The sequence below is a fragment of the Rhodobacter calidifons genome, from assembly GCF_011174775.1.
Lineage (GTDB): Bacteria > Pseudomonadota > Alphaproteobacteria > Rhodobacterales > Rhodobacteraceae > Tabrizicola > Tabrizicola calidifons.
In genome coordinates this window covers 183441-205890 of record NZ_JAANHS010000005.1, presented here as the reverse complement: position 1 = coordinate 205890, position 22450 = coordinate 183441, and the positions used below count along the sequence as shown (strand labels likewise).

21 protein-coding genes are annotated in these 22450 nt (G+C 66.5%); 9 read left to right on the top strand and 12 right to left on the bottom strand.

The window, feature by feature from the left end:
* Window positions 1–20: 20 nt before the first annotated feature.
* From G8O29_RS09040 to iscR, 9 genes are read right to left on the bottom strand one after another with little or no spacing between them, the layout of a single operon-like run.
* Window positions 21–1241: a cysteine desulfurase gene (locus tag G8O29_RS09040; RefSeq protein WP_166402908.1), complete on the bottom strand. Its 1221-nt coding sequence runs from the start codon at window positions 1239–1241 to the stop codon at window positions 21–23.
* The gene (locus G8O29_RS09035; protein WP_166402907.1) at window positions 1234–1830 is read right to left on the bottom strand and encodes a YIP1 family protein; all 597 of its coding nucleotides are present in this window, start codon (window positions 1828–1830) and stop codon (window positions 1234–1236) included. Before G8O29_RS09035 ends, G8O29_RS09040 begins: the two co-directional genes overlap by 8 nt.
* Window positions 1827–2306 (bottom strand): hypothetical protein, encoded by a 480-nt coding sequence (locus G8O29_RS09030; RefSeq protein ID WP_166402906.1) that lies wholly within the window; start codon window positions 2304–2306, stop codon window positions 1827–1829. Before G8O29_RS09030 ends, G8O29_RS09035 begins: the two co-directional genes overlap by 4 nt.
* A gap of 5 nt (window positions 2307–2311) precedes the next feature.
* Window positions 2312–3607, bottom strand: coding sequence for a Fe-S cluster assembly protein SufD (gene sufD / locus G8O29_RS09025; protein WP_166402905.1), 1296 nt, complete (start codon window positions 3605–3607; stop codon window positions 2312–2314).
* Window positions 3607–4362, bottom strand: coding sequence for a Fe-S cluster assembly ATPase SufC (gene sufC / locus G8O29_RS09020; protein WP_166402904.1), 756 nt, complete (start codon window positions 4360–4362; stop codon window positions 3607–3609). The genes sufD and sufC overlap by 1 nt, the downstream gene beginning before the upstream one ends.
* A gap of 17 nt (window positions 4363–4379) precedes the next feature.
* Window positions 4380–6056, bottom strand: a complete 1677-nt coding sequence (locus G8O29_RS18810; RefSeq protein ID WP_166402903.1) for a bifunctional glycosyltransferase/class I SAM-dependent methyltransferase — start codon at window positions 6054–6056, stop codon at window positions 4380–4382.
* A gap of 6 nt (window positions 6057–6062) precedes the next feature.
* Window positions 6063–7586 (bottom strand): Fe-S cluster assembly protein SufB, encoded by a 1524-nt coding sequence (sufB, locus tag G8O29_RS09010; RefSeq protein WP_166402902.1) that lies wholly within the window; start codon window positions 7584–7586, stop codon window positions 6063–6065.
* A gap of 13 nt (window positions 7587–7599) precedes the next feature.
* Window positions 7600–8643, bottom strand: a complete 1044-nt coding sequence (locus G8O29_RS09005; RefSeq protein ID WP_166402901.1) for a cysteine desulfurase family protein — start codon at window positions 8641–8643, stop codon at window positions 7600–7602.
* Window positions 8640–9101, bottom strand: coding sequence for a Fe-S cluster assembly transcriptional regulator IscR (iscR, locus tag G8O29_RS09000; protein WP_166402900.1), 462 nt, complete (start codon window positions 9099–9101; stop codon window positions 8640–8642). Before iscR ends, G8O29_RS09005 begins: the two co-directional genes overlap by 4 nt.
* Before the next feature lie 182 nt (window positions 9102–9283).
* Here iscR and G8O29_RS08995 point away from each other — a divergent pair, with 182 nt between their 5' ends.
* The 6 genes from G8O29_RS08995 (at window position 9284) to typA (ending at window position 14830) form a co-directional block, all read left to right on the top strand.
* Complete coding sequence (locus tag G8O29_RS08995) at window positions 9284–9943, top strand: alpha/beta hydrolase (protein ID WP_166402899.1); 660 nt, start codon at window positions 9284–9286, stop codon at window positions 9941–9943.
* Window positions 9943–10212: a hypothetical protein gene (locus G8O29_RS08990; protein ID WP_166402898.1), complete on the top strand. Its 270-nt coding sequence runs from the start codon at window positions 9943–9945 to the stop codon at window positions 10210–10212. Before G8O29_RS08995 ends, G8O29_RS08990 begins: the two co-directional genes overlap by 1 nt.
* Window positions 10209–10793: an HD domain-containing protein gene (locus G8O29_RS08985; protein ID WP_166402897.1), complete on the top strand. Its 585-nt coding sequence runs from the start codon at window positions 10209–10211 to the stop codon at window positions 10791–10793. Before G8O29_RS08990 ends, G8O29_RS08985 begins: the two co-directional genes overlap by 4 nt.
* A gap of 175 nt (window positions 10794–10968) precedes the next feature.
* Window positions 10969–12183 carry an NADP-dependent isocitrate dehydrogenase gene (locus tag G8O29_RS08980; protein ID WP_166402896.1) on the top strand — a complete coding sequence of 405 codons (1215 nt, stop codon included), beginning with the start codon at window positions 10969–10971 and terminating at the stop codon, window positions 12181–12183.
* A gap of 142 nt (window positions 12184–12325) precedes the next feature.
* Window positions 12326–12949, top strand: coding sequence for a YitT family protein (locus G8O29_RS08975; RefSeq protein ID WP_207623735.1), 624 nt, complete (start codon window positions 12326–12328; stop codon window positions 12947–12949).
* A gap of 63 nt (window positions 12950–13012) precedes the next feature.
* Window positions 13013–14830, top strand: a complete 1818-nt coding sequence (gene typA, locus G8O29_RS08970) for a translational GTPase TypA (RefSeq protein ID WP_166402895.1) — start codon at window positions 13013–13015, stop codon at window positions 14828–14830.
* Window positions 14831–14866: 36 nt separating this feature from the next.
* Here the strand turns inward: typA and G8O29_RS08965 are convergent, their stop codons facing one another.
* The 3 genes from G8O29_RS08965 to G8O29_RS08955 form a co-directional block, all read right to left on the bottom strand.
* Window positions 14867–16300, bottom strand: a complete 1434-nt coding sequence (locus tag G8O29_RS08965; RefSeq protein ID WP_166402894.1) for an NAD(P)(+) transhydrogenase (Re/Si-specific) subunit beta — start codon at window positions 16298–16300, stop codon at window positions 14867–14869.
* Between the two features lie 278 nt (window positions 16301–16578).
* The gene (locus G8O29_RS08960; RefSeq protein ID WP_166402958.1) at window positions 16579–18150 is read right to left on the bottom strand and encodes a Re/Si-specific NAD(P)(+) transhydrogenase subunit alpha; all 1572 of its coding nucleotides are present in this window, start codon (window positions 18148–18150) and stop codon (window positions 16579–16581) included.
* Window positions 18151–18249: 99 nt separating this feature from the next.
* Window positions 18250–18714: a methyltransferase family protein gene (locus G8O29_RS08955; protein WP_166402893.1), complete on the bottom strand. Its 465-nt coding sequence runs from the start codon at window positions 18712–18714 to the stop codon at window positions 18250–18252.
* Between the two features lie 177 nt (window positions 18715–18891).
* On the opposite strand from G8O29_RS08955, the gene kynU reads away from it, so the two are divergent.
* From kynU to kynA, 3 genes are all read left to right on the top strand, one after another.
* On the top strand, window positions 18892–20088 hold the full coding sequence (gene kynU, locus G8O29_RS08950) for a kynureninase (protein ID WP_166402892.1): 1197 nt from the start codon (window positions 18892–18894) through the stop codon (window positions 20086–20088).
* 11 nt (window positions 20089–20099) lie between these two features.
* Window positions 20100–21317: a glycoside hydrolase family 5 protein gene (locus tag G8O29_RS08945; RefSeq protein WP_166402891.1), complete on the top strand. Its 1218-nt coding sequence runs from the start codon at window positions 20100–20102 to the stop codon at window positions 21315–21317.
* Between the two features lie 125 nt (window positions 21318–21442).
* The gene (gene kynA / locus G8O29_RS08940) at window positions 21443–22282 is read left to right on the top strand and encodes a tryptophan 2,3-dioxygenase (RefSeq protein ID WP_166402890.1); all 840 of its coding nucleotides are present in this window, start codon (window positions 21443–21445) and stop codon (window positions 22280–22282) included.
* Window positions 22283–22450 lie beyond the last annotated feature (168 nt).

Here is a 22450-nt window from a genome sequence, read left to right as displayed (position 1 = left end):
GTTTCAATGGCGGACCGCGCTCAGGCGAAAAGTTCGTGCGCAAGTTCCAGGGCCGAGACCAGCGCGTCGACCTCTTCGGTGGTGTTGTAAAGCCCGAAGGACGCGCGGCATGAGGCGGAGATGCCCAGATGTGCCATCAGCGGCATGGCGCAATGCGTTCCGGCGCGCACCGCGATGCCGCGCTTGTCGAGGATGGTGGAGATGTCATGCGCATGGGCCGCACCGTCCAGGGTAAAGCTGAAGATCGCGCCCTTGGTTTCGGATGTTCCCTGCACGTTCAGCCAGTTGAGCCCCGCCAGCCGGTCGCGGGCGTAGTCGCGCAAGACCCGTTCATGCGCCGCGACATTGGCCATGCCGAGGTCCATCAGATACTGAAGCGCCACGCCCAGACCGATTTGCTGGACGATACCGGGGGTGCCGGCCTCGAACTTCATCGGCGGGTCGTTCCAGGTGACGGCGTCGCGCCCGACCTCGCGGATCATGTCGCCGCCGCCCAGGAAGGGGCGCATCTCGGCCTGACGCTCACGCCGGATGAAGATCGCGCCGGAGCCGCTTGGCCCGTATAGCTTGTGTCCGGTCACGGCATAGAAGTCGCAGCCGATGGCCTGCACGTCCACCGGCATGTGGACCGCCGCCTGGCTGCCATCGACCAGCACCGGCACGCCCCTTTCCCGGGCGCCCCGGCAGATGGCGGCGACATCGACCACCGTCCCCAGCACGTTCGACATGTGCGTAACGGCGACAAGCTTGGTCTTTGGGCCGATCGCATCCAGCACCGCCTGCGGGTCGAGGTCGCCCTTGCCGTCCACCTCGACCCATTTCAGCACCACCCCCTGGCGTTCGCGCAGGAAATGCCAGGGAACGATGTTGGCGTGATGCTCCATCACCGACAGCACGATCTCGTCGCCCGGTTCCAGGCGCGGCGCGGCCCAGGCGTAGGAGACGAGGTTGATGCCCTCGGTCGTGCCCGAGGTGAACACGATCTCGTCTTCCGAGGCGGCGTTCAGAAAGCGGGCGATGATGCCGCGGGTGGACTCGTATTTCTCGGTGGCCAGGTTCGACAGGTAATGCAGGCCGCGATGGACATTGGCATATTCCTGGGAATAGGCGCGGGTCACCGCGTCAATCACCACCTGCGGCTTCTGGGCCGAGGCGCCATTGTCCAGATAGACCAAAGGCTTGCCGTTCACTTCCCGCGCAAGGATGGGGAAGTCGGCGCGAATCTTCGTCACGTCATACATTGGGCATAAGGGCCTCCGGCCCGACAAGCAGCATCACCAGGACACCCAGCACGAGGCCGGCGGCAAAGGCGGTGACAACCATGCCGAGGAACACCTTCCCGCGCGAGGCAAAGCCGTGCAGTTCGGCGATGAAACAGGTCATCAGCCACAGGAAGAGGGCAAAGCCGCCCAGGCCGATCAACCCCGCAAGCGGCGGGATCAGGATCCCCGTCACCAGTTGCAGCGCCTGAACCACCAGCATCAGGACCTGAAGCCAGACGACGACCAGCAGTGCATCCGCAAACGCGCCCCGGCCGCCGAAGGCGCGGCCGACGCGGTGGATCAACAGGACGGACAGCGCAAGGAAGACCCATTGCACCACCGCCGCGCGGAAGGGACTGGCCAGCATGAAGGCGCTGATCGGGTCCATCGGCTGCGGGCTCAGCCCGATCTGCACGCTGGCCAGCAGCGCAGATACCACCGCCACCAGCAGCAGCCCCGCACTTCGGGCCGGAAGCGGCACGTCCTCGGCCAAAAGCGCCCGGGCGGCGGTGCGGGGATCCTCCAGCGTCAGCCGGGCCAGGGCGATCAGGCGGTCGGTCAGGCTCATCCGCGTTCGGCCTCGTGCAAGAGCGTGGCCCAGAGCCACAGGAAGGCCAGGCCGACGATCAACCTGACCACGGTCAGGGCCGGGCCGGGGCCGATCATCCCCGCGACCAGCCCCTGCAACAGGATCAGCGGGCCGACCGAGGCCAGCGCCCAGAACAGCGCGACCCGCGCGCCGTACCAGCTGCCCTGCCCGCCCATCGCCCGCGCCGCCAGGTGCCCCAGCGCGGCAAGCCCGTACAGAAACGGCACCGCCGCCAGCAGCCCGTAGGCCGTGGGCAGGATGCGCGGCCAGGCAGAGGGCTCTCCCGCCAGGAAGGCCGCGCGCGCCGCGCCGGGCCACTGGCCGATGAAGGCCAGGATCAGGAAGACCATCAGCAGCGACAGCGCGAAGGGCTCGGACCGGCCGCGCGCCAGATGCTGGCGCAGGATCCGGCGCGGGCGCGCCCAGGTGGCGACCAGATCGGTCGTGACCGCCATGCACCCTACCCTTTCGATCCGTGCCGGGCCAGCCAGCGTTCCAGCCGCGCGCGGATGTCCTCGGCGATCGCCTCGTCGGCGATCTCCTCGATCGCTTCGGCCAGGAAGGCCAGCACCAGCAGCGCCTGCGCCTGCCGCCGCGGCACGCCGCGCGATTGCAGGTAGAACAGCGCGGTTTCGTCTATGGCGCCGGAGGTGGAGCCGTGACTGCACTTCACGTCGTCGGCGTAGATCTCCAGTTCGGGCTTGGCGAGGAACTGGCTGTCCTCGTCCAGAAGCAGGCTCTGGCTGATCTGGTAGCCGTCGGTCTTCTGCGCGCCGGGCTTCACCAGGATCTTGCCCTGGAATACGCCCGTGGCCCCGTTCATCAGCACCTTCTTGAACACCTGGCGGCTTTCGCAGGCCACGGCGGCATGGGTGATGAAGACCGTATCGTCGTGGTGAAACCCGCCGTCCCCGACCGTGGCCCCGGCCAGATGCGCCCGGCCCTCGTCCCCGGTCAGCTCCACCACCGCCTCGTTCCGCGTCAGCCGCCCGTTCGCGGTCAGCGTGAAGGACCGCAGGTCGGATTTCGCGCCGAGCCGGGCAAAGAGATGGGTCACGGCGCGGCGTTCGTGGTCGCGCCCCTGAAGGCGGATGTGGTGGAAGCTGGCGCCATCGGCGATGTCGACCTCCATCACCTTCGAGAAGCGCGCCGCCGCCGGGCCGTTTTCCAGAAGCGTCAGTTCCGCGCCGGGGTCCAGCTTGATGCAATGGTGCAGGATCGCGTCGGAAGTCTCTGAATTATGGACGTAAATCAGGGAAACCGGCTTGCTCGCCCGGCCCGTCGCATGGATCAGCACGCCATCCGTGGCAAAGGCCGAGTTCAGTGCGGCCAGCGGGCGGGCCACGGGGGTCTGGCCGCGCGCCTCGAGGACGCCATAGATGCCCTGCGCCCAGTGGATGTCCTTTTCCTCTGCCGTGGCCAGTCGTTCGATCGACACCCCGGCCAGCGCCAGATCGTCCGAGGCCGCGGCATCGAACACGCCATCGACGAAGACGATCTTCAGCCGGTCCATGCCGTCGAAGGGTGCCGCCTCGTCCGTCACGTCAAAGCGCTTCGCCGGCAGCGGCTCGGGCGCGTTCAGGCTGGCCGGATCGGTGTAGCGCCAGTATTCGTCGCGCCGTGCGGGCAGGCCCATCGCCTGCAACCGGGCCAGAGCCTCGGCCCGCGCCGCCGCCAGCCACCCCTTGCCCGACAGCGCCGGGAGAGCGGCGAGCCGCGCGGCAAGCGCGTCTTCCTTCGCCTTCGGCAGTGCCATCAGCCCACCTCGCTCAGGATGTCGGCATAGCCGTTGTTTTCGACCTCCAGCGCCAGCTCCGGGCCCCCGGTCCTGATGATGCGTCCCGCGGCCATGATGTGCACGACATCCGGCCTGATATGGTCCAGAAGCCGCTGGTAGTGGGTGATGACCAGGAAGGACCGGCCGTCGCTGCGCAAGGCGTTCACGCCGTCCGCGACCAGCTTCATCGCATCGACGTCAAGCCCCGAATCGGTTTCATCCAGGATGCACATGCGCGGCTCCAGCATGGCCATCTGCAGGATTTCGTTGCGCTTTTTCTCACCGCCCGAGAAGCCGACATTGACCGGGCGCTTCAGCATCTCGGCGTCGATCTTCAGCGTCCTGGCCTTTTCGCGGACCACTTTCAGGAAGTCGCCGGCGGAAAGCTCCGCCTCGCCGCGTGCCTTGCGTTGCGCGTTCACCGCGGTGCGCAGGAAGGTCATGTTGCCGACGCCGGGGATTTCCACCGGATACTGGAACGCAAGGAACAGACCGGCAGCGGCGCGTTCCTCGGGCTCCATGTCCAGAAGGTCCTTGCCCTCCAGCCTCGCCGAACCTTCCGTGACCTCATAGCCGTCGCGGCCCGCCAGGACATAGGACAGGGTGGACTTGCCCGACCCGTTCGGCCCCATGATCGCATGGACCTCGCCCGCGCCGACGGTCAGGTCCACCCCGCGCAGGATCACCTTGTCCTCTTCCTGAAGTTTGACGTGCAGATTCCTGATTTCCAGCATCTTTCTTCCCTTTGGCGTCAGCGCGGATCGGTGAACCAGCCGATGGCCGTGGTGACCATCTCGGGCGGGATCGCGCCGGGGGTGACGGTAAAGCGGGCCATGCGACCCACCATTTCTTCCTTGCGGGCCAGAGCTTCCACCCCATGGTAGTAGGCGCGCTTGCGATAGTCGTCGAACAGCACGGTGACGGGCCGGGTCGCGCGCAAGCGCACCGCCACCAGACAGGCGGCGCGGAACCGGCCATCGATCAGCACCAGGTCGGGCTGCACGAAATCCGGCCGGTCCCAGACCGACAGCGCATAGCCGTGAAACCGGCGGAAGTCGCGCGAACCGGCCGGCATGCCCCAGGCGCCGGTGGGCCCGACATCGGCCCAGTGCACATGCACCCGGTCCGAGATCGGCGCAACATGATCGGCCAGACGCTCGGCCCAGGCCCGGTCGCTTTCCACGCTGAACACAGCCCTGCCCAGCCGCGCCGCAAGAACGGTCGAGCCGCCGCTGCCATATTCCAGGATCGTCTCTGCCGCCGCATAATGGCGCCGGACCACCTCTGCCTCGGCCGGGCCGAAGGTCAGCTTGAAGCTGGGCGCTTCGGTCTCCTGCTCGTGGTCTGCATCCATGCCGCGAATGACAACCGGTGTCGGAGGCGCGGAGGCGTCCATCCCGGGGTTCCGGCCGTGATCCAACGCGGCCAGCGCCTCGGCCACCAGCGCGTTGACCCGAGCCTGCGCCTCGGCCACGCCGGGCAGCGCCATCAGGCGGGCCATTTCCTCGGTGACCGCCGCTTCCCAATGCAGGATTGACCGATCCTCGGCCTCGTTCCGGTCGAAGCGGTCGAAATATTCCGGCGTGTGGCGCACATTCGGGCGGCGCGGGCCGGTCGAGACCATGCCCCTGCCCCGCGCGGCCTTCAGGCGGAAATGGTCGGGCGTGCGGACGGAATAGTGGTTGATCTGCGCCAGGTCCCAGCCGAATTCATGCCGCGAGGCAAGGTTGGTGCGTCCGGTGTAGGGCCGCCGCTCCAGCCAGGGTGCGGTGCGGGGGTTCTTCGGGTCCAGGGGCTTGCCATTGCCGCCAAGGCAGTCGTCCGCCGTGACCGCGGCCCCGTCGACAAGGCGCGGCAGGCCAACGGAATCGGCCGAGAAACCCGCAAACCTGTCGCCGAAGCAGAACATCGGCTTGGTTTCCAGATTGGCAACGAACCCCAGCTTCGAGGCGCCGATGAAATGGCCCGAGATGTGCCGCCCTGGAAAGCTGTCGTTGCCGCCCGAGCCGAACAGCCGCCAGTTCAGCATCAGCGCCCCGGCGCCCCCCAGCCGGTCCAGAAGCGCCTGCACCGTGCGTTCGCCGACGTGAACGTTCAGAAACTCGTCTGCGTCGAGCCAGAGATACCAGGCGCCGCGCTGATAGCCGACCTCGGCCTCGAAGGCCTGAACAGCCGCCGCCTGCGGCGCGACCCCGTAGCCGGGCGTGGTGCGCAGAAAGGTGATCTCCCCCGCCTCTGCCAGAGCGGCCAGCAGGTCATCTGACCCGTCTGTTGAGCCGTTGGAAACGATAACCACCCGATCCACCCCGATCACCCGGTGATAGGCCAGCCATTCCAGCACGAAGGGGCCCTCGTTGCGCATGGCCGAGACCAGAACGACCGGGGGCCGTGCTGCGTCGGGCTGGACCTGTGCAAGCGCCTTGGCCATGGCAGGTCAGCCGACCGAGCCTTCCAGGCTGATCGCGACCAGGCTTTGCGCCTCCATCGCGAACTCCATCGGCAGGGCCTGGAGAACCTCCTTGCAAAAGCCGTTCACCACCAGGGCCACGGCCTCTTCCTCGTCCATGCCGCGCGAACGGCAGTAGAACAGCTGGTCGTCGTCCACCTTCGAGGTCGTCGCCTCATGCTCCACGCGCGAGGAATTGTTGCGAACTTCGATGTAAGGCACTGTGTGCGCCCCGCACTTGTCGCCGATCAGCAGACTGTCGCACTGGGTATAGTTGCGGCTGTCCCTGGCTTTGGGGTGCATCGAGACCAGCCCCCGATAGGTGTTCTGCGCCCGGCCCGCCGAGATGCCCTTGGAGACGATCCGCGATTTCGTCCGCTTGCCAAGGTGGATCATCTTCGTCCCGGTATCGGCCTGCTGGGCGTTGTTGGCGATGGCGATCGAATAGAACTCGCCCTGGCTGTCGTCGCCGCGCAGGATGCAGGAGGGGTATTTCCAGGTGATCGCCGACCCGGTCTCGACTTGGGTCCACATCACCTTGGCCCGGTCGCCCCGGCAATCGGCGCGCTTGGTGACGAAGTTATAGATGCCGCCGACCCCGTTCTCGTCGCCCGGATACCAGTTCTGGACGGTCGAATATTTCACCTCGGCATCCTTCAGGATCACGATCTCCACTACGGCGGCGTGCAGTTGGTTCGTGTCGCGCTTGGGCGCGGTGCAGCCTTCCAGGTAGCTGACGTAAGACCCTTCGTCGGCCACGATCAGGGTCCGTTCGAACTGGCCGGTGTTTTCGGCATTGATGCGGAAATAGGTGGACAGCTCCATCGGGCAGCGCACGCCCTTGGGGATGTAGACGAAGGACCCGTCACTGAACACGGCACTGTTCAGCGTGGCAAAGAAGTTGTCGGTCGGCGGCACGACCGAGCCCAGATACTTCCGCACCAGATCGGGATGTTCGCGCACCGCTTCCGAGATCGAGCAGAAGATCACGCCCGCCCTGGCAAGCTCGGCCTTGAAGGTCGTGCCCACGGACACGCTGTCGAAGACCGCATCCACCGCCACCTTGCGCGGCTCGGCCTCGCCTTCGACTCCGGCCAGAAGCATCTGTTCCTTCAGGGGAATCCCCAGCTTGGCATAGGTCGCCAGCAGCTTCGGATCCACCTCGTCCAGCGACTTCGGCTTCTTCGCCATGCTTTTCGGCTTGGCGTAATAGTACTGATCCTGATAGTCGATCTCCGGATAGCGCACCATCGCCCAGCGGGGCTCTTCCATCTTCTGCCAGCGGCGGAAGGCGTCAAGCCGCCAGTCCAGAAGCCAGGACGGCTCGCCGTTTTTCTGGCTGATCAGGCGCACGATGTCCTCGTTAAGACCCTTCGGCGCATATTCCGTCTCGATCTCGGTTTCCCAGCCGTACTTGTACTTGCCGGCCATCGCCTGCACGGTCTCGACGGTCCCGCGATCAACACCTTCGCGGATCTCGACGGCTTCGGAAGTGTCCAGAGCGGCGGTCATCGGCATCATCCCTTCAGGCAGCCCGCGCGCGGGCCTTGGCATAGGCCTTGGTCCAGGCTTCCCCGAACCGCAGCACCTCGTCTCGTCTCGTCCCCGGGCCGATCGAGACCCGGATCGCCTGGCCCGCAAGGGCCGGATCAAGGCCCATCGCGGTCAGGACACGGCTGGTCCGCACCTTCCCGCTGGAACAGGCCGAACCGGCGGAAATCGCGAACCCCGCCAGATCCATCGCCATCACCTGGGTCTCGCCCTTCCAGCCGGGCGCGATCAGGCAAAGCGTGTTCGGCAGGCGCGGCGAACCATTCCCGACGCAAATAGTCTCATTTTCCGCGGCCGACAACTGCATTTCTAGAATATTTCTAAGTTCGGCGACCTCCTCCCAGACGCCGTTCGCCAGATCGCGGGCGGCGGCTTCGGCCGCGGCGCCGAAGCCTGCGATGCCGATCAGGTTCTCGGTCCCGGCGCGGCGGCCCATCTCCTGCCCGCCGCCCTTCAGCTGCGCCAGCACCTCGACCCCCTGCCGCACCACCAGCGCGCCGATGCCCTTCGGCCCGCCCAGCTTGTGCGCCGATACCAGCCCGCTGTCGCAGCCCAGCCAGTTGAAGGCAAAGGCAATCTTGCCGAAGGCCTGCGTCAGGTCGCTGACCGCCAGGCCCTGGGGCAGGTCCTGGATCACGCCGGTCTCGCTGTTGGCCAGTTGCAGCGCCGACCGGGGCGGGTCGGGAACCGTCACCCGGCCCTGCCCGTCCACCGCCAGACCCGCCTCGCACCAGGCGGCCACTGCATCATGCTCCACACCGGCGCAGACCAGGCCGCGCCCGGCGCAGGCCAACGCCGCCGCCTCGGTCGCGCCGCTGGTGAAGACGACATCCGCCCCGTCAGCCCCAAGCGCCGCCGCCACCTGCGCCCGCGCGCGTTCCACCAGCGCCCTGGCCGCCCGTCCTTCGGCATGAACCGAGGACGGGTTGCCCACCACCTCCATCGCCGCAAGCATCGCCGCCTTCGCCTCGGGCCGCAGCGGCGCGGTCGCGTTCCAGTCCAGGTAGAGGCGGCTCATTCCTCGTCCACCACGCGGAACAGGCTGGGAACCGCCGGGCAGGGGGTGAGATCGTTATTCACCACATCCGACAGCCGGACCTGGTGCAGAAAGACATAGACATTGGCCGAAAGGCTTTCCCACAGCCGGTTGGTCAGCGATTGCGCCCGTGTGCCCGAAAGCCCGCCGCTGGCTCCCGCACCGGTGTGCATCGCATCCACCGTCTCCTCGACCGCCTGCATCACCTCGCTGATACGGATCTGGTCGGGCGATTTCGCCAGCTTGTAGCCGCCCCCGGGGCCGCGCACGGCCTCGACCAGCCCAGCCCGGCGCAGCTTGACGAACAGCTGTTCCAGATAGGGCAGGCTGATGTCCTGCCGCTTGGAAATCGCCGCCAGCGACACCAGATCGTCGCCCTGCGCCAGGGCAAGGTCTGCAAGGGCGACCATCGCATAGCGCCCCTTGGTCGATAGCTTCATTCCCGCCTCCTGGCCCGCGCGGCCCATGCAACCGCATTGACGCCACGCGCCGCGCACATTACCTCAGTCAAGCCCCGAAAAGTTGGCCCCGGTCGCCAGGCCGCATGCCAGCTTTAGAACGGTTCTAGTTTAGCCGAGCGAAAGCGTCAAGAAATCGCACGCTCCTGGATGAGAAAAGTGCAATGCCCGAGGTAATCTTTGCCGGTCCCGACGGACGTCTGGAAGGCCGCTACCATCCGCAGAAGGACCGCGACGCGCCGATCGCGATCGTGCTGCACCCGCACCCGGCCTATGGCGGGACGATGAACAACAAGGTCGTCTACAATCTGCACTATGCCTTCTACAATCTGGGCTTCACGGTCCTGCGCTTCAACTTCCGCGGCGTGGGGCGCAGCCAGGGCGAATATGACCAGGGCATCGGCGAATTGTCGGATGCGGCCTCGGCGCTGGACTATCTGCAATCGATGAACCAGAACTCCAAGCAGTGCTGGGTCGCGGGGTTTTCCTTCGGCGCCTGGATCGGCATGCAGCTTCTGATGCGGCGGCCCGAGATCACCGGCTTCGTCTCGGTGGCGCCGCCCGCGAACCTGTATGACTTCTCCTTCCTTGCCCCCTGCCCCTCCTCGGGCCTGATCATCAACGGCACCGCCGACAAGGTCGCGCCGCCCAAGGACACCCGGGCCCTGGTCAGCAAGCTGCACGAGCAGAAGGGCATCACCATCACCCATGCCGAGATCGAGGGGGCGGACCATTTCTTCAAGGATGAAGAGGCGCATATGCAGCCGATGATCCAGACCGTTTCGGACTATGTCCGCCGGAGGTTGACGGAGGCAACGCGCTGATGGCGACCTTGCAGGAAATGGCCGACCAGCTGGCCGACGACGTGCTGGCCGCCGAAGCCGAACTGGGCGATGACCGCTTCTACGAGAAGGTCGCCAAGGTTCTGATGGCGGCCTCTCCGACCTTCCAGGAGGCCTACATGACCGCGGTCCGTGTCCGTCTGGCCGAACGGCGCGGCCGCGAGTTCCTGGAAAAGGCGCTTGCCGCCAAGCGCGGCGAGATCGAGGAGGCCCCCGAAGCCCCGGTCGATTTCGGCGGCATGGGCCATTGACCGACCGGCTGGAACGCCAGTTCGCCTTTCTGAACGAGGCCGACCGGCTGAAGCAGATCCTGCGCGCGACGACCCTGGTCGATGGCTCGCGGGTGGAAAATTCCGGCGAACATTCCTGGCACCTGGCGCTTTACGCGCTGGTGCTGGCCGATCAGGCCGGGCCGGGGGTGTCCATTGACCGGGTGATCCGGATGCTCCTGATCCACGATCTGGTCGAGATCGACGTGGGCGACGTGCCGATCCATTCCCGGAACGGCCAGGCCCATGGCAGCGAGGCGACGCAGGCCGCAGAGGCGCGAGCCGCAGAGCGCATCTTCGGCCTGTTGCCCCCCGACCTCGGCGAAAGCCTCCGCGCGCTGTGGGAAGAGTTCGAGGCCGCCGAGACCCCCGACGCCCGCTTTGCCAAGAGCCTGGACCGGGTGCAGCCGGTGATGGCGAACCTGATGAGCGGTGGCGGCACCTGGGAAACCTATGGTGTGACCTACGACCAGCTTGAGGCCCGTGTCGGGTCCAGGATCGCCAGGGGCGCGCCCGCGCTGTGGGACTGGGTCCGCGAAAAGGCCCGGCCCCGGTTCGGATAGCTCCTCGTGCGCCTTCGGCGTCTCGTCGCAGACCACCCCAGCGAGGACGGACGAAGTCCACGACGAGCGGCGCAAAGAGCGGGACGGCCATTCGGTATACAATCGCATACCGCCCTTTCCATGGCCCACTTTTTCCGCTATGCAGCCTGCAACCGAATCCCAAAGGAGGTCAGCCGTGTCGAAGATCAAGGTAGCCAACCCCGTCGTCGAGCTGGACGGCGACGAGATGACCCGGATCATCTGGGACTTCATCAAGCAGAAGCTGATCCTGCCCTATCTCGACATCGACCTGAAATATTACGATCTCGGGATCGAGGAGCGCGACCGCACCAACGATCAGGTCACCATCGACGCGGCGAACGCGATCAAGCAGTACGGCGTCGGCGTGAAATGCGCGACGATCACCCCGGACGAGGCCCGGGTCGAGGAATTCGGCCTGAAGCAGATGTGGAAGTCGCCCAACGGCACGATCCGCAACATCCTGGGCGGCGTGATCTTCCGCGAGCCGATCATCTGCAAGAACGTCCCCCGCCTGGTGCCGCACTGGACCCAGCCCATCGTGGTCGGCCGCCACGCCTTCGGCGACCAGTATCGCGCGACGGACTTCAAGTTCCCCGGGGCGGGCAAGCTGACGATGAAATTCGTCGGCGAGGACGGCACGGTGATCGAGAAGGACGTCTATTCGGCGCCGTCCGCCGGGGTCTACATGGGGATGTACAACCTGGATGACTCGATCACCGACTTCGCCCGCGCCTCGCTGAACTACGGCCTCCAGCGCGGGGTGCCGGTGTATCTGTCGACGAAGAACACCATCCTCAAGGCCTACGACGGCCGCTTCAAGGACATCTTCCAGCAGGTCTTCGACGCCGAGTTTGCGGACAAGTTCAAGGCCAAGGGCATCCACTACGAACACCGGCTGATCGACGACATGGTGGCCAGCGCGCTGAAATGGTCGGGCGGCTATGTCTGGGCCTGCAAGAACTATGACGGCGACGTGCAGTCCGACATCGTGGCGCAGGGCTTCGGTTCGCTCGGCCTGATGACCAGCGTGCTGATGACGCCCGACGGCAAGATCGTCGAGGCCGAGGCCGCCCACGGCACGGTGACCCGCCACTATCGCGAGCATCAGAAGGGCAAGCAGACCTCGACCAACTCCATCGCGTCGATCTACGCCTGGACCGGGGGTCTGAAGCACCGCGCGACGCTGGACAACAACGAGGCGCTGATGAACTTCGCCACCACGCTGGAGAAGGTGACGGTGCAGGCGGTCGAGGACGGGTACATGACCAAGGACCTCGCGCTCCTGGTCGGGCCGGACCAGAAATGGCTGACCACGATGGGTTTTCTGGAGAAGGTCGACGAATACCTGAACAAGGCGCTGAAGGGGTAATTTGCGCAGGGTGCGCTAAAGCGCACCATGCATGGGCCGGAGGGAAACCTCCGGCCCTTTTTCTGGCCTAACGGATTTAGGTAAGCATTATTGACTTTTCTGCGGCAGGATGTATGACCTTTCCAGCCGCAGGAGCCCCCCGATGCCCGACCGTCCCGACCAGATCGCCGACCGCCCCCGCCACAGCGCCGTTGACGACGCGCAAGGCATCGGGTTCGGCGTCATAATGGCCGCTTTGGGGATGCATATCCTGACCCACATGGGCTTTGTCACCGGACAGACCACCGGCCTTGCCGTGCTGATCGCCCATCTGACCGGCCTGCCCTTCGCGGCCGTCTACTTTGCCGTCACCCTGCCCTTCCTCGGCCTCGCCTGCAAGCGGATGGGCGCTGCCTTCGCGCTGAAAACGCTCGTCACCACGGCCGCCCTGTCCGCCCTTGTCGCCGTCCTGCCGCGCTGGATCGAACTCGGCCGGATCGAACCCGCCGTGGCCGCGATCCTGTTCGGCCTCCTTTTCGGCATCGCCGCCCTGGCCGCCATCCGCCACGGCGGCAGTTTCGGCGGACTTTCGGTCCTGTGGATCGAGCTTCAGGACCGCACCGGCTTCCCCGCAGGCCATGCGCAGCTTCTGTCCGACGTGGTGATCTTCGCGCTTGCCGCCCTGATCCTGCCGCTGGAGACCCTGGCCTACAGCTTTCTGGGCGCCGCCGTCTTTTCGCTGTTCCTTGCCGTCAACCATCGCCGCGACCGCTATATCGCGGCCTGACAGGCTCTGGCCAGTTGCCGCAAAACCCTGTAAGGGCGCCGCAACCCTACAGGAACGGACCCCATGGAACTGCGCAACATCGCGATCATCGCCCACGTCGACCACGGCAAGACCACGCTGGTGGACGAGCTTCTGAAACAGTCGGGGGCCTTCCGCGCCAACGAGGCCGTCTCGGAACGCGCGATGGATTCGAACGACATCGAACGCGAACGCGGCATCACGATCCTGGCGAAATGCACCAGCGTCGAATGGCACGGCACCCGGATCAACATCGTCGATACCCCCGGCCACGCCGATTTCGGCGGCGAGGTCGAACGGATCCTGTCGATGGTCGATGGCGTCTGCCTTCTGGTCGATGCCGCCGAAGGCCCGATGCCGCAGACCAAGTTCGTGCTGACCAAGGCGCTGGCCCTGGGCCTGCGCCCCATCGTGGTGCTGAACAAGGTCGACAAGCCCGACGCCGAACCCGACCGCGCGCTGAACGAGGTGTTCGACCTTTTCGCCAATCTCGGCGCCAGCGACGAGCAGCTGGATTTCCCGCATGTCTATGCCTCGGGCCGGTCGGGCTGGGCCGATCTGGAGCTGGACGGGCCGCGCAAGGACCTGTCCGCGCTCTTCGACCTGATCGTGCGCCACGTCCCCGCGCCGAAGGTGCTGGCCCGCGTGGACGAGCCGTTCTCGATGCTGGCCACCACCCTTTCCGCCGATCCCTACCTGGGCCGCATCCTGACAGGCCGCGTCGAATCCGGCCGCATCAGCACCGGCACCACGCTCAAGGCCCTGTCGCGCACCGGCGAGCGGCTGGAGCAGTTCCGCGTGACGAAGATCCTCGCCTTCCGCGGCCTCAGCCAGACCCCGATCGACGAGGCCGTCGCGGGCGATATCGTCACGCTTGCGGGCATGACCAAGGCCACCGTGGCCGATACCCTTTGCGCGCTGGAGGTGGACACGGCCCTTCCCTCGCAGCCCATCGACCCGCCGACGATCACCGTGACCTTCGGCATCAACGATTCGCCCCTTGCGGGCCGTGACGGCACCAAGGTCCAGTCCCGCGTCATCCGCGACCGGCTGATGAAGGAGGCCGAGGTCAACGTGGCGATCAAGGTCGCCGACACGCCGGGCGGCGAGGCCTTCGAGGTCTCGGGCCGGGGCGAACTCCAGATGGGCGTGCTGATCGAGAACATGCGCCGCGAGGGGTTCGAACTGTCGATCAGCCGCCCCCGCGTCATCATGCGGGACATCGACGGGGTCCGGCACGAGCCGATCGAGGAAGTCATCATCGATGTGGACGACGAATATTCCGGCGCGGTCATTGACAAGCTGACCGGCGAGCGGAAGGGCGAGCTGGTCGAGATGAAGCCCGCCGGTGTCGGCAAGACGCGGATCATCGCGCATGTGCCGTCGCGGGGTCTCATCGGCTATCAGGGGCAGTTCCTGACCGATACGCGCGGCACGGGCGTGCTGAACCGCATCTTCCACGGCTGGGCGCCGCACAAGGGCCCGATCCAGGGGCGGCGGCAGGGCGTGCTGATCTCGACCGAGTCCGGGGTTTCGGTGGCCTATGCGCTGTGGAACCTGGAAGAACGCGGCCGCCTGTTCATCGGCCCGCAGGAACAGGTCTATACCGGCATGATCATCGGCGAACACAGCCGGGACAACGACCTTGAGGTCAACCCGCTGAAGGGCAAGAAGCTGACCAACATCCGCGCCTCCGGCTCGGACGAGGCGGTGCGGCTGACCCCGCATGTCAGGATGAGCCTGGAAGAGGCCATCGCCTACATCGACGATGACGAACTGGTCGAGGTCACGCCCAAGATCATCCGGCTGCGCAAGCGGGAACTGGACCCGAACGAACGCAAGCGCGCTGCGCGGAAGGACTAGGAAGAAAGGGCGGGCATCTTGCCCGCCCTTCCGTTTTCACTCGATCAGCGGCAGCAGCGCATCCAGCGACTTCTTCGCGTCGCCGTAGAACATCCGCGTGTTCTCCTTGTAGAACAGCGGGTTCTCGATGCCGGAATACCCCGTCCCCTGCCCACGCTTCGACACGATGACCAGCTTGGCCTTCCAGCACTCCAGCACCGGCATCCCGGCGATGGGGCTGTTCGGGTCCTCCTGCGCGGCCGGGTTCACGATGTCGTTCGACCCGATGACGATGGCGACATCCGTGTGCGGGAAGTCCTCGTTGATCTCGTCCATCTCCAGCACGATGTCGTAGGGCACCTTCGCCTCGGCCAGAAGCACGTTCATGTGGCCGGGCAGCCGACCCGCAACCGGGTGGATGGCGAAGCGGACGTTCTTGCCCCTGGCACGCAGCTTGCGGGTCAGTTCGCTGACCGACTGCTGCGCCTGCGCCACCGCCATGCCGTAGCCGGGGATGATGATGATACTTTCGGCATCGTTCAGCGCCGCCGCGACCCCTTCGGCATCGATGGCGATCTGTTCTCCCGTCACCTCCATCTGCGGGCCGGTGGTGTTGCCGAACCCGCCCAGGATCACGCTGATGAAGCTGCGGTTCATCGCCTTGCACATGATGTAGCTCAGGATCGCCCCCGAGGAACCCACCAGCGCGCCGACCACGATCAGCAGGTCGTTCGACAGCGAAAAGCCGATCGCCGCCGCCGCCCAGCCGGAATAGCTGTTCAGCATCGAGACGACGACCGGCATGTCCGCCCCGCCGATGCCCATGATCAGGTGATAGCCGATGAACAGCGCCGCCAGCGTCATCACGATCAGCGCCAGGGTGGAGCCCGATTGCAGATAGACGACCAGAAGGACCAGCGACAAAAGCGCCGCGCCCGCGTTCAGCGCATGCCCGCCGGGCAGCTTCTTCGCCTTGCCATCCACCTTGCCCGCCAGCTTGCCGAAGGCGATGACCGAGCCGGTGAACGTCACCGCCCCGATGAAGACGCCGAGGAAGGTCTCGATCCGCAGGATGGTGATCTCGGCCCCGGTCTTGTGCGCCACCGTCGCGGCAAAGCCGGTCAGCGCGGCGCGCGCGGCCTCGTCCATGCCGGCAAGGCGGATCATCTCGATATGGGTGTTGAAGCCGATGAAGACCGCCGCAAGGCCGACCAGGCTGTGCATCGCGGCCACCAGCTGCGGCATCTCGGTCATCTGGACGCGCTGCGCCACGATCCAGCCCAGCACCCCGCCGCCCGCGATCAGCGCGACCGACAGCCACCAGAGCCCCGCTCCGGGGCCGTAAAGCGTGGCAAGGACCGCCAGCGCCATGCCGACGATGCCATACCAGACCGCGCGCTTGGCGCTTTCCTGCCCCGAAAGCCCGCCCAGCGAGAGGATGAAGAGAACGGCCGCAACGACATAGGCAGCCGTGGTGAATCCGTAAGCCATCTGCGCTACCTCACCAACCCGTCGGTTTCGAGAACATCTTGTTCTCTATTTTTGCTTCAACGCCGCATTTCTTGCAGATCGCTGAGGTTACCTCGGGGCCACTGCCCAGATTACCTGGATCCTCTTCAACATCGAAGTGAACAGCCGGTCCCAAGACACCCCAGTTACCCGGGGACCATCCTGATCCGCCTTGATGAGCAGATAAAGTTTCAGCATTTCCACAGACACTGCAGGTCAGGCGGTAGTAGGTGCTATCAATTGTTCCCACGACGGCCCCCTTACGACTTCTGGAACATGGCAAGCATGCGCCGGGTGACCATGAAGCCACCGAAAATGTTGATCCCGGCCATGAAGACCGACAGGGCCGCCAGCAGGATCACCATAAACGACCCCGACCCGATCTGCATCAGCGCCCCAAGGATGATGATCGAGGAAATGGCGTTCGTGATCGCCATCAGCGGCGTGTGCAGGCTGTGGCTGACGTTCCAGATCACCTGAAAGCCCACGAAGACCGCCAGCACGAAGACGATGAAATGGCTCATGAAACTGGCCGGAGCATAAAGCCCCGCCAGAAGCATCAGGCCGCCTCCGATCGTCAGCAGCGACACCTGATTGCGCGTCTGCGCCTTGAAGGCCGCGACCTCCTGCGCGCGGCGCTCCTCGGGCGTCAGTTCCTTCGGCTTCTCCTTGGGCCTGGCCGCCGCGATCGCCTGCACCTTCGGCGGCGGCGGCGGATAGGTCACCGCCCCCATATGCGCAACCGTGGCGCCGCGGATCACGTCATCCTCCATGTTGTGCAGGATCACGCCGTCCTTCTTCGGCGTGAGGTCGGCGAGCATGTGGCGGATGTTGTTGGCATAGAGCGTCGAGGCCTGCGTCGCCATCCGGCTGGGGAAATCGGTGTAGCCGATGATCGTCACGCCGTTGTCGGTGACGATCTTCTGGTCCGGCACCGTCAGGTCGCAGTTGCCGCCGCGTTCCGCCGCAAGATCGACGATCACGCTGCCCGGCTTCATCGCGCGCACCATGTCCTCGGTCCACAGCTTCGGCGCGGGCCGGCCGGGGATAAGCGCGGTGGTGATGACGATGTCCATCTCGGGCGCCAGCTCGCGGAACTTGGCCAGCTGCTTTTCGCGGAACTCGGGGCTGGAGGGCGCCGCATAACCCCCCGTCGCCGCGCCGTCCTGGGTCGGCTCGAACTCCAGGAACACGAAATTCGCGCCCATGGATTCGATCTGCTCGGCCACTTCGGGGCGGACGTCGAAGGCATGGGTCACAGCCCCCAGGCTGACCGAGGCGCCGATGGCCGCCAGCCCTGCCACGCCCGCGCCCACCACCAGCACCTTCGCGGGCGGGATCTTGCCCGCTGCCGTCACCTGGCCGGTGAAGAAGCGGCCGAAATTGTTCGCCGCCTCGATCACCGCGCGATAGCCGGCAAGGTTGGCCATCGAGGACAGCGCGTCCATCTTCTGCGCGCGGGAAATCCGCGGCACCATGTCCATCGCGATGATGGTCAGGTTCTTCTTCGCCGCCGCTTCCAGAAGCTCGGGGTTCTGCGCGGGCCAGAAGAAGCTGATCAGCGTCTGCCCGTCCCGCAAGGCCGCCAGTTCCTGCGCATCCGGCCCCCGCACCTTGACGATCACATCCGCCGCCGCGATGACCGAGGCCGCATCCGGCAGCACCTCGACCCCTGCTGCCGCATAGGCCGCGTCCGAGAACCCCGCCTTGGCCCCCGCGCCCGCCTGGATGCAGGCCGTATGTCCCAGCTTGGCCAGTTGCGTCGCCGAATCCGGCGTCATCGCCACCCGGTTCTCGCCCGGAAAGACCTCTGTCAAAGCGCCTATCTTCACACCCATCCCCCGATTGCAAGGCTTGCGCCATAATCTGACTCGTTGCACTTACCATCGCGCAACAATATTTCAAACCCCGTTTGCGGCCGCAGCATGAAATCAGCCCCGCCGCCCGAACCAGCGCCGGGTGCGGGCGGCCCAGAGGTCGAACTCCGGCCCGAAGGCCTCGGTCAGCCGGGCCTCCTCGTCGCGGATGAACCGGGTCTGGATCAGCCAGACGAAACCGGCGACCAGCGGCAGGGCCAGACCTGCGTCCAGCCAGAGGATCGCGCCCAGCAGGATCAGCGCATCGGCCAGATAGATCGGGTTGCGCGACAGGCGGAAGACACCGCCCGTCACCAGAGCCGAGGGGTTCCGGCGCGGGATCACCGTGGTCCTGTGCCGCGCCATCTCTGCCACCGCCGCCGCCATCAGGACAAGGCCCGAGGCCACCAGGATCAGCCCGCCAAGCCGTCCGGCGGCACCGAAAAGGGCGGGCGAGACCTTGGACAAGGCCCAGGCCGCCGCAAGATGCAGCGCCAGCCAGCTGGGCGGGATGTCGATGTCGCGAAGGGTCGGGCGCATGCGAACCTCCTGGGGATGACCCGTCTAAACCACCCCGCGCCGCGGCCTGCAAGCCCGGAACCCGCTGCCGCCTTTCCCTGCGTCATTCCGTTGGTCGCGCCGGGACCGGAGAAATTTCAAGCTTGAAATTTCTCGCCCGAGGCGGCATGACAGGCCGAACCCCGGAAGGATCCGCCCATGCCCATCGACTTTGCCGCGACCAAGGCCCGTTTCCACCTGCCCGAGGGGGTGATCTACCTCGACGGCAACTCTCTGGGGCCCATGGTGAAATCCGCACCGGACCGGATGGCCCGGGTGATGCAGGACGAATGGGCCGAGCTTCTGATCCGCGGCTGGAACAAGGCCGGCTGGATGGCCCTGCCCGCCGCGATGGGCGACCGGATCGCCCGGCTGATCGGCGCGGCCCCCGGCACGGTGGTCCTGGGCGACACGCTTTCGATCAAGGTCTACCAGGCGCTCGCCTCGGCCTTGGAGATGAACCCCAAGCGCCGGGTGATCCTGTCGGACACCGGCAACTTCCCCTCCGACCTCTACATGGCCGAGGGCCTGTGCCGCACGCTGGGCGGTCAGTATCGCCTCAAGACCGTCGCCCCCGAAGAGGTGATGGCCGCGATCGACGAGACCGTCGCCGTGGTCATGCTGACCGAGGTGGACTACCGCACCGGCCGACGGCACGACATGGCCGACATCACGAAACGCGCGCACGAGATGGGGGCGCTCACGGTCTGGGACCTCGCGCACAGCGCGGGCGCGATCCCCGTGGACCTGACAGCGGCCAAGGCCGACTTCGCGGTGGGCTGCACCTACAAGTATCTGAACTCCGGCCCCGGCGGCCCGGCCTTCATCTACGTCGCCCCCCGCCACGCCGATGTGGCCCGCCCGGCGCTGTCGGGCTGGCTTGGCCACGAAAGCCCCTTCGCCTTCGACCTGACCTACCGCCCCGGCGCGGGGATCGAGCGGATGCGCGTCGGCACCCCGCCGATCCTTCAGATGGCAGCCCTCGACGCCGCACTTGACGTCTGGGACGGCATCGACCTGCGCGAGGTCCACGCCCAATCACTGCGCCTTCAGGACCAGTTCATCAAGGGCATCGAGACCCGCGCGCCGATGCTGCACCTGGCCACCCCCCGCTCGCACCTGATGCGCGGCTCGCAGGTCAGCTTCCGCCACCCCGAAGGTTATGCCATCATGCAGGCGCTGATTGCCGAGGGCGTGATCGGCGACTTCCGTGCGCCGGACATCCTGCGCTTCGGCTTCACGCCCCTTTATATCGACGAGGACGACGTGGCCCGTGCCGTATCCGTGCTGGCGAAGATCATGGACTACGGCAGCTGGGACAAGCCGGAATTCAAGACCCGCGCACGGGTCACCTGAAGGATCGTCGGATGCGCCTTTCCCTCACCCTCTGCATTGCCCTTGCACTGGCAGGCAGCCTTGCCGGGGCCGAGCCGATCCTGCTGAAACGGGGGATCAACGGCGACCTGTGGCATAACTGGGGCTCGATCGCCGAGCTTCGGGCCGATCCCGAGGCGCTGGCCGTCTTTCCCGACTGGCGTCGCATGGTGACGCCCGCGATGATGGAGGCCCTGTCCGAACAGGGGTTCGACTTCATCCGCATGCCCACCGACCCCGGCCCCGCCCTGGCCGCAGGTCCGGGGGCCGAGCAGGACCGGCTGATCGACGGCATGATCGCGGCGGTGCAGATGGGGCTGGATGCCGACCTGAAGGTCATCCTCGACCTGCACCCCCTGCCCCGCGGCGCGGAAATCGGCGGCATCGAAAGCCTGCTTGGCAGCCATTTCCCCGACTATGTGGCCCTGGTGGCGCGGATCGCCCAAAGGCTGGCCGAGCTGCCGCAGGACCGCGTCGCGCTGGAACTGCTGAACGAACCCAGTTTCGACTGCGAGGGCGTCTATGCCGGCGCGCCGCCGAAATGGCCGGCGATGCAGGCCGAACTCCACGCCGCTGCCCGCGCCGAGGCGCCCGACCTCACGATCATCCTGACCGGCGCCTGCTGGGGCCAGGCCAATGCGCTGGCCAGTCTCGACCCGGCGCATATCGGCGATGACAGCGTGCTCTGGACCTTCCACAGCTATGTCCCCTTCGCCTACAGCCACCAGGGCGCGGTCTGGACCGAGGCCCCGGTCCGCTACCTGCGCGACCTGCCCTATCCGCCTTCGCTGATGACGCCAGACACCGCCGCCCGGGTCATTGCGGACTCCGCCGCCCGCATGGCCGAGGCCGAGGGCCTGGCCGATGAAGGGGCCATCGCCCGCGAGGTCGAGGCCTATGCCGGAACGGCCGACAGCGACGCGACCTACGAGATCGCGGTCGCCGCGTCCTGGGCGGATGCGCACGGCATCCCGCGCGACCGCATCCTTCTGGGCGAATTCGGCGCGCTGCACACCGCGGACGGCGTGACCCAGCCGATCGAATGGTATCACGCCTTCCTGGCCGACAAGCGCCGCGCCGCCGAGGCCGCGGGCATGGGCTGGGCCGTGCTGTCCTGGAAGGGCGACATGGGCGTGGCCGACCCCGAAGCCCCCGACCGCCGGCTTTCACCCGGCACCTGCCGCGCGCTTGGCCTGCCATGCGGCAACTGACCCTGCCCCCTCTTTGCCGCCCCGCCGGCTGGGTCGCGCTCTGGCGGCGCATGGGCACCCTGTCGATCCTGAACCGAAAGCCTGCTCTCCGTTCCTGAAAACCCCTTTCAAAACCGGAGACCGACATGACCACCTGCCCCTTCAACCCCGCCGAGGACGGCGCCCAGATGGCGTTCGACGGCCGCATGTCCTATGGCGACTACCTCCAGATCGACCGCATCCTTGACGCCCAGCATCCCCTGTCGGATGCCCATGACGAGATGCTGTTCATCATCCAGCACCAGACCTCTGAACTCTGGATGCGCCTGGCGCTGCACGAGCTGGACGCCGCGCGCCGGATGATCGCCGCCGACCGCGTGAACGAGGCGTTCAAGATGCTGGCCCGCGTGGCCCGCATCTTCGAGCAGCTGAACTCGGCCTGGGACGTGTTGCGCACCATGACGCCCTCGGACTACACCGCCTTCCGCGAAAGCCTGGGCCAGTCCTCGGGCTTCCAGTCCTGGCAGTACCGGCTGATCGAATATGCCGTGGGCAACCGCAACCTTGCCATGCTGCGCCCGCACGCGCATCGCCCCGACCTGACCGCAAGGCTCGAGGCCGAACTGGCCCGCCGCCCGCTGTATGACGAGGCACTGCACTTCCTCGCCCGCGCGGGGCACGCCGTCCCGGACGAGGTCCTCGCGCGCCCCTTGCGCCAGCCCTGGACGCCGCATCCCGGCGTCGAGGCGGTCTGGGCCGCCGTCTACCGCGATCCGTCGCGCCACTGGCAGGCCTATGAACTGGCCGAGAAGCTGGTGGACTTCGAGGACTACTTCCGCCGCTGGCGCTTCAACCACCTGACCACGGTCGCGCGCGTGATCGGCGTCAAGCGCGGCACGGGCGGCACCTCGGGCGTGGCCTACCTGCGCCGGATGCTGGAGGTCGAGCTGTTCCCCGAACTCTGGTCGCTGCGCACGGCGCTGTGACCGCTGGCCTGCCCGCAGCCCGCCCCGATCGGGCCCGCAACCTGCGGCGGCAGCGCAACGCCATGGGGAAAATCAGCAATTCTCACAGTGCCGTGACCGGCTTCGCCCGCTGCGGAGGTTTGACCTGTGGATAACGCTCGTCTAGCGTGAGCGGGACTGCGCCTGCGA